This window comes from Cryobacterium sp. PH31-L1, assembly GCF_030063145.1.
Lineage (GTDB): Bacteria > Actinomycetota > Actinomycetes > Actinomycetales > Microbacteriaceae > Cryobacterium.
In genome coordinates this window covers 536,445-548,279 of record NZ_JASISM010000001.1, presented here as the reverse complement: position 1 = coordinate 548,279, position 11,835 = coordinate 536,445, and the positions used below count along the sequence as shown (strand labels likewise).

Annotated in this window: 9 protein-coding genes; 1 reads left to right on the top strand and 8 read right to left on the bottom strand. The window is 67.3% G+C overall.

Going from position 1 to position 11,835, the window contains the following annotated elements:
- Positions 1 to 94: 94 nt before the first annotated feature.
- The 6 genes from QMF22_RS02640 to QMF22_RS02615 form a co-directional block, all read right to left on the bottom strand.
- Positions 95 to 1,705, bottom strand: coding sequence for a DUF7059 domain-containing protein (locus tag QMF22_RS02640; protein WP_283450063.1), 1,611 nt, complete (start codon positions 1,703 to 1,705; stop codon positions 95 to 97).
- 26 nt (positions 1,706 to 1,731) lie between these two features.
- Positions 1,732 to 2,856 carry an FAD-dependent oxidoreductase gene (locus tag QMF22_RS02635; protein ID WP_283450062.1) on the bottom strand — a complete coding sequence of 375 codons (1,125 nt, stop codon included), beginning with the start codon at positions 2,854 to 2,856 and terminating at the stop codon, positions 1,732 to 1,734.
- Positions 2,856 to 3,554: a class I SAM-dependent methyltransferase gene (locus QMF22_RS02630; RefSeq protein WP_283450060.1), complete on the bottom strand. Its 699-nt coding sequence runs from the start codon at positions 3,552 to 3,554 to the stop codon at positions 2,856 to 2,858. Before QMF22_RS02630 ends, QMF22_RS02635 begins: the two co-directional genes overlap by 1 nt.
- Positions 3,555 to 4,760 (bottom strand): type III polyketide synthase, encoded by a 1,206-nt coding sequence (locus QMF22_RS02625; RefSeq protein ID WP_283450058.1) that lies wholly within the window; start codon positions 4,758 to 4,760, stop codon positions 3,555 to 3,557.
- Positions 4,761 to 4,829: 69 nt separating this feature from the next.
- Entirely contained in the window at positions 4,830 to 5,660 is an 831-nt protein-coding gene (locus QMF22_RS02620) for a phosphatase PAP2 family protein (RefSeq protein ID WP_283450056.1), read from the bottom strand.
- A 138-nt stretch (positions 5,661 to 5,798) separates the two neighbouring features.
- Positions 5,799 to 6,716 (bottom strand): NADP-dependent oxidoreductase, encoded by a 918-nt coding sequence (locus QMF22_RS02615; RefSeq protein WP_283450054.1) that lies wholly within the window; start codon positions 6,714 to 6,716, stop codon positions 5,799 to 5,801.
- Between the two features lie 191 nt (positions 6,717 to 6,907).
- Between QMF22_RS02615 and QMF22_RS02610 the strand changes: the two genes are divergently transcribed.
- Positions 6,908 to 7,846: a phosphodiesterase gene (locus tag QMF22_RS02610; protein WP_283450052.1), complete on the top strand. Its 939-nt coding sequence runs from the start codon at positions 6,908 to 6,910 to the stop codon at positions 7,844 to 7,846.
- Here the strand turns inward: QMF22_RS02610 and QMF22_RS02605 are convergent.
- Together QMF22_RS02605 and QMF22_RS02600 are read right to left on the bottom strand one after the other, a co-directional pair.
- A complete protein-coding gene (locus QMF22_RS02605; protein WP_283450050.1) occupies positions 7,776 to 9,572 on the bottom strand; it encodes a stealth family protein in 1,797 nt (598 codons plus the stop codon). The genes QMF22_RS02610 and QMF22_RS02605 overlap by 71 nt on opposite strands.
- Before the next feature lie 271 nt (positions 9,573 to 9,843).
- Positions 9,844 to 11,817: a thioredoxin domain-containing protein gene (locus QMF22_RS02600; protein WP_283450047.1), complete on the bottom strand. Its 1,974-nt coding sequence runs from the start codon at positions 11,815 to 11,817 to the stop codon at positions 9,844 to 9,846.
- Between the last annotated feature and the right edge of the window lie 18 nt (positions 11,818 to 11,835).

Sequence of the window (11,835 nt, the reverse complement as noted above, 5' to 3'; positions counted from 1 at the left end):
GGCTCCCAGAGTCCCCCTTTGTGCCGAGAGTCCCCGTTCGAACGCGGACTCTCGGCAGAAAAAGAGCATCTCGGCGCAGGGGGCACGCGCGAGGCTACGGCACGGTCAGGAAGCCATCGGCTAAGAGGGCGCGCACCTTCGGGAGTAGCTCGGCGCTCAGCGCTGCCTCGTCGGCGTCGAGCAGCTGGGCGAGGGCGCCGATGATGGCGCCGACGGCGAGTTCACCGTCGCAGGCACCGACCAGCCCGGCCAGGGCGGTGTCGAGCGGCACCGAGCGGCCGAATCCGCTGCCCTGATGCAGGGTCATGAGCGTCGGATCCTGCTGTCCGGGCCAATAGTGGCGCTCCTCGGTGACGTCGGAGGCCACCGTGAGATTCGTGCGGAACAGGCGCGCGTCATCCGTTGCCGCCTGCCAGTCGTGCGCGGCGAGACACTCCGCGAGGTGCGAGCCGAGGCCGGCCGGGTTATGGCCCAGGGCATCGGGCATCCGCTCAAGCCGGCGCAGGGTCGGTGCAGCGGACGGCCGGCGCAGCAGCAGGTAGCCGAAGCCGACCCGGCTCACTCCGCGCGCCTCGAAGTCGTTCAGCCAGGCGTCGTACAGGCGGTCGAAGTCGGGGCCGGGGCGCGTGCCGCCGTCGCGGATCCAGGTCTCGGCGTATTCGCCCGGCGACTGCACTTCGCGCTCGATGATCCAGGCGTCGAGCGCTGGTGGAGCGGATGCGACAGGTGCGGCCGGCGCGCCGACCGTCGGATCAACCGAATCCGAAGCGTTCGATTCTGCGGCCGCCCCAGCAACCGGCGTGAGCCAGCGCTCGAGCCGCTCGAAGGCATCCGTTTCACCGTGGTATTCCCAGTTTCCGAGCAGCTGAACAACTCCGCCGGGAGTGAGGTGCTCGGCGGCCCCGCGCACAACCGCCTCGACCAGGGCGTCACCGACCATTCCGCCGTCGCGGTACTCGTAGCTCGGCACTCCCTCGGCCCGCGGGGTGATCACGAACGGCGGGTTCGAGATGATGTGGTCGAACCGCTCCCCCGCCACCGGGTCGAACAGGCTGCCGAACCTAAACTCGATGTTGTCGATCTCATTGAGCTCGGCGTTCAGCGCCGCGAGCTCGAGCGCACGCACCGAGATGTCGGTCGCAACGACATGCTCGGCGTGCCGGGAGGCGTGCATCGCCTGGATTCCGCAGCCGGTGCCAATGTCGAGCGCCCGCTCAACCGCGTGCGGCATCATGAGCCCGCTCAGGGTGCGCGAGGCGCCGCCGATGCCGAGAACGTGCGTTTCGCCAAGCGGATGCCCGAGCGCCAGCTCCCCCAGATCGCTCACGATCCACCAGCTGCCGGCACCGTGCGCGTCGATGAAGCTGTACGGACGGAGGTCGACGAGCGGGCGCACGAGCGCATCGACGGCGGCCACGAGCCCGAGTCGTTCAGCTCCGGCTGCCCCGAGGGTCGGCAGCGCGGCATCGAAATCGGCACGCGGCACCGCGTCCCCGAGCAGGAACAGCCGGGCCAGGGTCGCGGCGGGCTCATTCCGGCCCAGTTTGGCGGCGAGCGTGGCGAGTGCCCGCTGGGCCGGGACCCGCTGATTCCGGCGGAGGGCGGCATCCGCTTCAATGCCCCACAGTCCGGTCAGGCCAGGAACCGAGAAATGAGCGGCGGCGAGGTCGGTGCGGAGGCGGGGAACGAGAGTTGCAGGAGTCACGGTTCTATTCAACTCGATGCGCGCGGTCACAACCAACGCATGGTGAACGCCCGGGCCACCAATTCGTTGGCCGGCGGCAGCGTGAGACTGCGCACGACGGCGTTGCGAACGCCGAGTCGCAGACCGTGGGCTGGCCGGCCCATCTCCATGTTGAATCCGGCTTGCAGGGCCGCTCGCCGGGCGGCGCGGCGGCGCGTGCGGTCGAAGCGGGCCAAAACGGATGCCGCCGCTGACGGTTCGAGAAGCGCCCGCTGCAGCGCCGGCGCGAGGGCCACAGCGTCGAGCCAGCCGAGGTTCATGCCCTGCCCACCGATGGGGCTGATCTGGTGCGCCGCATCGCCGGCCAGCACCACGCGGCCCGCGCGCATGCTCCCCGCGAGCCGCTGCTGCACGGCGAAGGCGCTGGCAGCGCCGAGCGGCTCGGCAACGCTGACTCCCGTTCGGTGACGGATGAGCGCGGCGAGGTCGGCGCTGTCGGCATCCGTTGCGAGAAAATCCGTCATCGCCACCCATCGACGCCGATCGCCGGGCAGCGGAAAGGACTCAACCACACCGCCGCGCTCGAAGTAGAGCACCGCGTCGGTATCTCTGGGGTCAGGATCGGCGAAGTCACCCATGAGATACGTTTCACGCCGGCCGAGCTCCCGCCAGGCGATGCCGGCCGCCTGACGCACGCGGCTGCGCGCGCCGTCCGCGCCGATCACGTAGCGGGCCTCGATCGGGCCGGCGTCGGTCGTGAGTTTCAGGGCGTCGCCGCGATCGGACATCCCGGTCACCGTCACGCCGCTGCGATACCGGCCGGGGCGGAGTCGCTCGAACCGATCGCGCAGCAGGGCCTCCGTCTCGTATTGCGGCAGGGCGACCACGAACGGATACGCCGGAGCGGCCTTCTCGAACGACATCTGCCCGAGCCTGCGCGAATCGCAGCGCACCTCTCCCGTGCGAATGCGCACGGCCCGCTCGAGCAGGGCGTCGGTGATGCCGATGGCGGCGAGGGCGGCGAGCGACGGAGGGTGAATACCGATCGCCCGCGACCGGAGGGACGGTGTCTCACGCTGCTCCAGCACCTCAACGTCGAGCCCGCCGACGGCGAGTACGCAGGCGAGCATGGTGCCGACCGGGCCGCCACCCACGATGATGACGTCACGCATCAGGCGGCGTCCCAGCCCAGCACGAGCCGCGACGGCAGGCCGCGCGATACCGTCCACCCGGCGGGCACCGCCGCCCGCAGCTCGACGGCCGTGTAGCTGCGTTGAATCGAGGTGAGCCCGTCCGGGCGAATATAGGAGTGCCGGAAAAACGGCCAGGTCGCCGCCGCGAACCCGAGGTAGGCGTAGTTGGAACGCTCCAGATCGGCGTGCAGCACGCGCACCCGGGCGAGATCCTCCGAGTCCGCCAGCAGCCCCTTCAGCTCGTCCGCGCTCAGATGGTGCAGCACGTGATTGGACACCACGAAGTCGAAGCGCGCGCCCTCCGCGACGAGATCAGAGCTGAGTGCTCGCCGAAACGACAGGCCGGCGATCTTCGACTGGCTGGTAGCGAAAACGTGCGCCCGGGCATCCGGATCGATGCCGGTCACGGTGAGCCGCAGTCCGTCACGCGCCGCCCAGCGGGCCAGCGAGCGCGAGACATCGCCGCCGCCGGAGCCAACGTCGAGCAGCGTCGTCTCGGTGGTGGTGGACAGGGTCGGGCGGATGCTGCGGCGGTAGATCCCCGGCCAGCCAGATACGACCGCATTGACCACCCGAAAATCCTGGTAGGTGCGGGTGAGCATGGCCGGGTCGCACTGGGGGGAATCCATGATCTCGCGGGCCCCATGCGCCCGCACGCGCAGTGACGGAAGGGCCATTCAGCCCTCGATCACGGTCATCAGGCCGGACTCCACGGTGAGACCCGGTCCGAACGCCATGGCGCAGACCCGTTCACCGTCGGCGGTGGCGGGGCCGTCGAGAATGGCCTTCATGACGAAGAGAATGGTCGCGCTGCTCATATTGCCGTTGGTGCGCAGGGTCTCGCGCGAAGGCAGCAGCTGGTCCGGGCGAAGTTGGAGTTTGGCCTCGGTCTTGTCGAGAATGCTCCGCCCGCCCGGGTGGATCGCCCAGTGCTCGATCACCGAGCTGAGCGTGGCCGGCGGCGCGAGCGTGAGAACCGGGGCTGCGCTGGCTGCGGCATCCGCTTCGAAGGGGACGGCCGCGAGCTGCCCAGTGATCGACACGTCGCGGGCAAACAGGGGCGCGAGGGCACCCTCGATGTGTTCGTCAATGATGTGCGGGACGTAGGTGCTCAGAATCATTTCGAAGCCCTCATCGCCGATTTTCCAGGCCATGTCGCCCTCACCGACCGGGGTGATGACCGTTTCGAACAGGTCGAGGCCGAGAGCTTTCTCCCCCGGCAGCGGCACCCGGGAGCTGACGATGCCGGCGGCCGCGCCGTCGGAGAACAGCGACGAGGCGACGATGGTGTCCGGGTCGCTCGAGGTGCGCAGGTGCAGCGAGCAGAGTTCGGCGCTGACCACGAGAACGACCGCATTCGGGTCGGCCTCGACGAACTGCTTCGCGGTTCGGAGGGCAGGCATGGAGGCGTAGCAGCCCATAAATCCCAGGTGGTAGCGCTGGGTGCTGGCATTCAGGCCGAGTTCGCGAACGAGCATGTAGTCGGGGCCCGGGGCGTAGAACCCGGTGCAGGAGACTGTGACGACGTGGGTCACATCTTCCGGGCGAATGTCGGGGCAGGCGGCGAGCGCCCGGCGGCCAGCCTCGACAAAGAGTTTGGTCGCTTCCGTGATGTAGAGCTCGTTACGCACCCGGGTACTCGGCACCAGCAGAAGTTGCTGCCGCGCATCGAAGAACTGCGGATCGGCCGAATCGTTGTCGACGGTGAGCTCGGCGATCACGGTATGTCGGGTTTCAATACCCGACACGTTGAAACTCGTGCTGACCAGCCGTTGCGCCAGTCGACTGAGTCCGGGCTGGGCGGCGAAAATGTCCCGCACCTGCTCCTGGATCAGAATCGTCGGGGGAACTACGGTCTGGAGCGCTCTCAGCGTGACGGCCATGAGTTAGTGTCGCACGTGGCTTCGATTGAGTACACCCCTCCGAGGCCGAATCTGGGGGCTTTGGCGAATCTAGGGCAGTCGAGCGAACAGCCGGGTTCCACTGAGCGCGAGCAGTAGTCCGGCGGTCACGATGGCCGCAACCCCGCCCAGGTAAGCCACGACGGTGCCGAGCGTGCCGACGCGCTCGAACAGGCTGCTGTCTAGAACGAGAGTCGCGATGAACGCCACGGCGGAGATCGCCCCGCACCCGATCGACAGCCAGCGCACCACGCGAATCGTCGACTGTCGCAGCCCGGTAAAGGCTGGCCATCGTGAGCTGGGGGCGGCAGCATCAGTTTGCGGCACGACACCTACCGGCGGCCAGGCCAGCACCGCCCCGGCAAGGCACCCCCAGAATGCGACCCAGAGCAGGGCGGCAATCACGTCGCTCGGACGATGCCACTGGTTGGCGAGCGTAGCCACACCGGCAAGCACGGCGAAGGCGGTACCCCACCCGGCGACCATCGGGCGCATGCGCGGGCTCGCGACCAGAAAAACCACCAGAGCGGATGCCGCCGCCACCGTCGTATGCCCCGACGGGAAGGAGTTTCCGGCGTAGCCCTCGACCGCGAGGTCGGGACGGGACAGGATGCCGTACTTCAGCAGTTGGGCCGAGGCAGTGGCCGCCCCAGCCGCGACCAGGGCAACCACGAGGGTGCGCCAGTTGCGGCGCACGAGCGCGATGACGGCGGTCAGCACCACGCCGAATGCCACGGCGATGTCTGGAACGGAGTCGAGCACCCGACCGGTGAACGGGGTGATGCTGCGACGGCCGAATTCGGCGCCGTCATAGGCAAGCTGGTCGGCTTCCTGGCCGGCATGGCTGCGCACGAAGAACAGGTAGAGACCGATGAAAGCCACGGTGGTAAGCGCGGCCCCGGCAACATACCCGAGCGAACCCTGTTTTAGGGAGCTTCGAGGGGGCCATGTGCGCACGATCTAGCATGCCACAGTGTTTCTGTGAGACGCGGCTTCTGGGCCCGCGGTTTTTGGGGCCCGCTACCGGGTTGCGAGAACGACTTTGCCGCGCAGGTGGCCCGCCATGAGGTAGCGGTAGGCGTCCTGTACCTGGTCGAGCGGGAACACCCGGTCGATCGGCAGCACGATCTCACCGTCTGCAACCAGCGTGGCGAGCGCCTCGAGATCATTGAGGTCCGCGAACTGTCCGCCCACCTCGGTCACGCCCGCGCCGGACCTATGGCCGCGTGCCGCGATTGTATTGATGCGGGTGCCGGGCACCCCAAGCTCGAGGGCCGCGTCGATCGTGGCTGCACCGTTGTAGTCGAGGGCTGCGGTAACCGTCGGAACGGCGGCACGTACCCGGTCGACGAGTCCGTCGCCGTAGGCGATCGGAACGACGCCGAGTCCGCGCAGAAAGTCGTGATTGACCGGGCTAGCGGTACCCACCACGGTGGCACCGGTGCGGAGGGCCAGCTGGCAGGCCAAGATGCCGACGCCGCCCGCTGCAGCCCCGATCAGCACGGTGTCGTCAGCGGTGAGGCCGATCGAGGCGACGCTGGCCCAGGCGGCGCGCCCGGCGATGTCCAGGCCGCCGGCCTGCTCGAAGCTGAGTGCAGCTGGCTTTTTACGGATGCGGGAGGTGTCGACGACGACGAAGTCGGCCTGGGCGTGCATCCGCTTGCCGCCGAACGCCGCGTCCCCCAGCGCAAAACCGGTGACGCCGTCGCCGAGCTCATCGATGACGCCGGAGAAGTCGTTACCGTTACCGCACGGCGGAACCGCCTCGTAGCGCAGGGCAGCCGGGCCGCCGTGAAAGATCTTGTAGTCGACCGGGTTGAGGCCCGCGACGCGAACGCGCACCCGCACCTCACTGCGCCCGGCTTGCGGCTGCTCATCGTGCACGATGCTCAGCACCTCGGGGCCACCAAATTCGTCAATGCGTACGTATCGCGCCATGCCGACAGCCTAGAGGCACGCCCGCACGTCACAGTTCGACGTCATCACCGCTTGCCTTGCCCATTTACCCCAACTGATGCACGATTGATGCGTGGCGTACACCCGTTGTTCAAGAACTTCTGATCGAATGGTCTCTACTACCGAAAGGGCGCGCCGAAACAGCGTGCACCCGACAAACGAATGGACGCTCCGTGAGCATTCGAACGGCTGAGTACCCCCGGCCGGACCACTTCCTGTTACACCTGAGCGACACCCACCTGCTGGCGGGAGGCTCGAAGCTCTATGGCAGCGTTAACGTTGAAGCACACCTGGCCGATCTGTTCGCCGAGGTCGAGGCATCCGGAGCCCGCCCCGAAGCCATCGTCTTCACCGGTGATCTCGCCGACAAGGGCGAACCGGGTGCCTACGAGCTGTTGCGCGAAATCGTCGAGCCGGCCGCGGCCAGGCTTGGTGCCCGCGTCATCTGGGTGATGGGCAATCACGACAATCGTTCGGCGTTTCGCGCCGAGCTGCTCGACCAGCTGCCGAGCGAGGCCCCGATCGACCGGTCCTACGACCTCAACGGCCTGCGCCTGATCACCCTCGACACCTCGGTGCCCGGCCACCATCACGGCGCGGTGAGCGACCAGCAGCTGCTCTGGCTCGCCGACGAGCTGCGGGTGCCGGCGCCCGACGGCACGATTCTCGCCATGCACCACCCGCCGATTCCGAGCGTGCTCGACCTGGCCAACGCGGTGGAGCTGCGCGACCAGGGTCGCCTCGCCAGCGTGCTCCGCGGCACGGACGTGCGCAGCATCATCGCCGGACACCTGCACTACTCGTCCATGGCCATGTTCGCCGGCATCCCCGTGTCGGTGTCGTCGGCCACCTGCTACACCCAGGACCTGAACGTTCCGGTGGGCGGCACCCTGGGTCGCGACGGCGCACGAGCCTTCAACCTCGTGCACGTCTACCCGTGGACCGTGCTGCACTCCGTGGTGCCGCTCGGCCACTATCCAACGCTCGACTACGTCGACGCCGCCGAAAGCGCGCGTCGTCTGCGCGCTTCCGGCGTCGAGATCACGCCATCGGAGACTCTGCCCGCACTGCGTGAGCCGCCAATGACCCGACCGATCCCAGTTCTGCGGTAGTGGCAACACTGGCCCGTTCCCACGGTGCCACGATCGGAAAGTACAGTTCCAGAAATTCGGTGACCGCAGCGCGGCGCACCTCGGTGGAAATCTCCGGGTGACTGCCGTCGTTCAGGCAGAACATGTCCTGATCTCGACGCTTGCGCAGGTGATTCATCTGGCGCAGGGCGATGCGCAGTGTCGTCTCGATGTAGAGCGAACGCACCTGGGTCTGGGCGACAGCACGGCCGGTCATCAAGGCGTAATAGTGGTACAGCGAGTTGGTGACCGAGATGTCGGTCGCCGAACGAAAACGACTCGCCGCGGTGCGGCTGAAGTCCTCGGGAAATTCCTGTTCCAACTCGAGCAGCACACTCTTGCGCATGGGAGCCGGCGTGTGCTCGAGGTGGCGGGTGGTGACCTTGCCGAAGCGCCCACGCAGCAGCGCCCGGTTCACGCGAGCGGCGTTCTCGAACCCACTGCGGGTCGGATCGTTCTCGCCGAGGCCGATCCGAGTGGCTGCCTCCACAAACTTGGTCACCCCGCCGGGTGAGAAGAACAGCTCCGGACCGACCGGACGACCGAAGAACATGTCGTCGTTGGAGTAGAGAAAGTGCTCGGCGAGCCCGGGAATATGGTGCAGCTGGCTTTCCACGGCGTGCGAGTTGTGGATGGGCAGCACGCTCGTGTCGACGAAGAAGTCCTCGCTGCGCATGATGGTGACGCGGGGATGCTCGGAGAGCCACTCCGGCGCCGGCGAGTCGGTGGCGATGAAGATGCGGCGAATCCAGGGCGCGAACATGTAGACACTTCGCAGGGCGTACTTGAGCTCGTCGATCTGGCGAAAACGGGCGTCGGAATCGTCACCCTCCCCGACGACATAGGCCTTCATACGCTTGGCACGTTCCCGCTGAAACTCGTCGCTCGAGCCGTCGACCCAGCTGAATACCAGGTCGATGTCGAAGGACACGTCGCTGGCCAGGTCGTCAAACATGTTCTGCAAGGTCAGCCAGGTACGCCCATACAGGTCGATGGTGGTTTCGCGGGCCTCGGAACGTGGCAGCCGGGTGCGCATGAGCGCGTTTTCGACCGGAGCGATGATTTCATCTTCGCCGAAACGCCACAGCTCAAATTGGAACGCGGTCTGGGCGCCGTAGCGCAGGCGGCCGATCGGTTCGATGCGCGGCCGGTAGACGCGAAAAACGGACGACTTTCGCAGCGTCATGAGCGCGCCGTCGGCGAGCAGAAACTGCTGGCCGACGTTGCCATCGAGCGGCTTGGCGTAGAACGGCTCGTTGGCGAATGCCGCAGTCAGGACCTTGGTGATTTCCTTGCGACGCTTGCGGTCGACGGCAATCACCGGACGGTTGTGGTCGCCCCGCACGAGCAAAAAGTCGATGCCGGCGTTGGTGAGGGCGTCGTAGACGGCCACGAGGTCCTTGACCATGGACTCGTGCGGAGTGTAATGACCGTTGATGAGTGCGATCTCACCCTTGCGCACGACGAGGTCGTCGCGGTCGAACCGGCGCGTACGGGCATCCGGTGTGATCAGCACCAGCTCCGGCTCGCTGCTGAGCGAGAGCGTCCGGATCAGGCCGGTATTCGTGGGTGGTTCGGGTTCGCTGGAGTCGTAGCCCACGGAGTCGGGGCGAAAGGCGTCGGTGTCGAAAATGTCACCGCCGAACGAGTCGGGGTAGCCGTGCTCGCCGGTCTCCGGTTGTGCGTCCGGGATATCGCGTGTCGCCATGGTCCTCCTTGAGAAAGTGGAGCACTCCAGCGTTAGCAGCCGGGGGCTGAAACCGAGGAGTGCGGCCGAAACTGCCGGCGTGAATGGTTCAGAGTGTTTCGCAGCGACGATCTTCTCGAGAAGTGACGAGGTTCTCGATGAGCGACTGGCGTTTGGTGAAACGCGGGGGGGCATTTGTCTTTAGTGTACGTCGCGACGTCGGTAGTTTACTGCGGCGCCGGACCGCCGAGAGATGCGAAACGAGAGTGAGGGGCGAGGTTGTACCCCGATGTTAGTGCTTGTGCGGCCGCACAGATTGTTGCGTGTCGGCGGCAATTTCGGTCAGGAGCCTGGCCGTGCCCGCGATCGGCGGCAGCTGGGCCGGGTCAGTGATCGGCAGCTGGCAGACGAAGTCGCGGCAGAGGTACGCGGTGGGCTGGTTTGCTTTGGCCGTCCGCGCCAGGAACAGGTCGAATCCGGCCGCCGCGAATGCTTGCGCCTGTGACTCTGAAACGGATGTGACCACTCCCGCCGCGTGGCGTCGGGCGAGGTCGTGCAGGGTGATGCCCGGGCGGTTTGCCGCGGTGGCACCGAACTGGTCGGGCGAGACGATCACGAGCTGATCGATCGGGGCGTTGAGTTCGTCGAACAGGCGCAGGGCGGCGCCGTAGGCCAGTGGCCGGCTCGGTGCCAGAGTTGCGACGAGGCCGAGGCCGACCTGCGCGGCCAAACGATAGCGGTCGTCGCCGATGAGGCTGTGCAACAGAAGCGCGGCGTCGGCTGTGGCAGAGAGCCCGGAGGGGTAGGCGCCCTCGGATGGGTCGATGGCGCTAACCAGTCCCTGCCTGCTGAGCACGGGATCCGCGCCGTTCGGAGAGCGGAAGGCGGGCGTGCCCGTATCGGTGTCGGGGGCTGCCGGTAGCGTGCTGTCGAGCAGGTGACGAGCCTGGGTGGCGTAGCAAACGTCACCGGTGACGAGTGCGAGTTCGAGGAGTCCGCGTGCGTACATGCCGTAGTCCTCCAGCGTGGCGTTCGCTGTGGAGGTGCGTGCGGCAACGGAGGCGCGAACGAGGGTCCCGTCGAGGCCGACGTGGTGCTCGCGCAGGTAGTCGGCCGCGCGGCGGGCCGCGTCGATGAGACGGGGCTGGTCGAAGGCGAAGCCGGCCCGGGCGAGAGCCTGAATCGCGAGTCCATTCCAGCCGGTGAGTACCTTCTCGTCCAAGGCCGGCGGGGTCTGCCGCAGGCGGTCGTCCAGTTCGAGGGCGTAGTAGCCGCCCTCGACCCGATGGCCGTCGACCGTGCTCTCCGAATCCTGGGCGCTGGCAAAACCGCCCCCCGGCAGCTGCATGATGTCACAGAGAAAGCGGGCGATTCCCTCGGCGACGTGGCGTGCCCACGGTGCGCCGGTGAGCATCCAGGCGCGGGTGTAGAGGCCGAGCAGCTGAGCGTTGTCGTAGAGCATCCGTTCGTAATGCGGGTCACTCCAGTCCCGGTTGACCGCATAGCGAAAGAAACCGCCCTCGATCGGGTCGCGGAGCGGTGACGCGCCCATGAGCTTCAGCGTGCGCAGCGCGAGCATGGGCCCGTCGTCGTTCGCCTCTCCGTGCGCGAGCAGAAACGAGACGGCAGGGGCCACCGGAAACTTTGGTGCACCGCCGAAGCCACCGAAGCTGGCGTCTTCATAACCGACCAGGTCGGCGACCGCCCGGTCGAGCACTGCCGTGCTGGGCCGGGCGATCACCTCGGAGTCGGACGCGAGCTCGCTCGCCGATTCGGCGAGTAGGTCGGCCACCTTGGCGGCGCCGGCCGTGACCTCAGCGCGCCGGGTCTGCCAGGCCGTCGTCACCGCGGTCAGGACGTCGCGAAAGGACGGATGCCCCGCCATGGCCACCGGCGGAAAGTACGTTCCCGCGTGAAACGCCTGCCCGTCGGGGGTGACGAACACGTTGAGCGGCCAGCCGAGTCCCTCAATGAAGGCACTCGCGGCAGCGAGATAGCTCGCGTCGACCTCGGGGTGCTCCTCCCGGTCGACCTTGATGTTGACGAAGTGGATGTTGAGATACTCGGCGATCGCCGGGTCGCTGAAACTTTCGCGCGCCATCACGTGGCACCAGTGGCAGGTGGAATAGCCGATCGACACCAGCACGGGCACATCGCGCTCGCGGGCTTCGGCGAAGGCTTCATCGCCCCAGCCGAACCAGTCGACCGGGTTATCGGCGTGGCTGCGCAGGTAGGGGCTGATGGCGTCGGCGAGGCGGTTGGGCATACTCCATTGTGCGCCCGG

Excerpts from the sequence above, each read along its gene's own strand:
- QMF22_RS02635 (WP_283450062.1), bottom strand. The coding sequence starts at position 2,856 with ATGCGTGACGTCATCATCGTGGGTGGCGGCCCGGTCGGCACCATGCTC.
- QMF22_RS02630 (WP_283450060.1), bottom strand. The coding sequence starts at position 3,554 with ATGGCCCTTCCGTCACTGCGCGTGCGGGCGCATGGGGCCCGCGAGATC.
- QMF22_RS02625 (WP_283450058.1), bottom strand. The coding sequence starts at position 4,760 with ATGGCCGTCACGCTGAGAGCGCTCCAGACCGTAGTTCCCCCGACGATT.
- QMF22_RS02615 (WP_283450054.1), bottom strand. The coding sequence starts at position 6,716 with ATGGCGCGATACGTACGCATTGACGAATTTGGTGGCCCCGAGGTGCTG.
- QMF22_RS02605 (WP_283450050.1), bottom strand. The coding sequence starts at position 9,572 with ATGGCGACACGCGATATCCCGGACGCACAACCGGAGACCGGCGAGCAC.
- QMF22_RS02600 (WP_283450047.1), bottom strand. The coding sequence starts at position 11,817 with ATGCCCAACCGCCTCGCCGACGCCATCAGCCCCTACCTGCGCAGCCAC.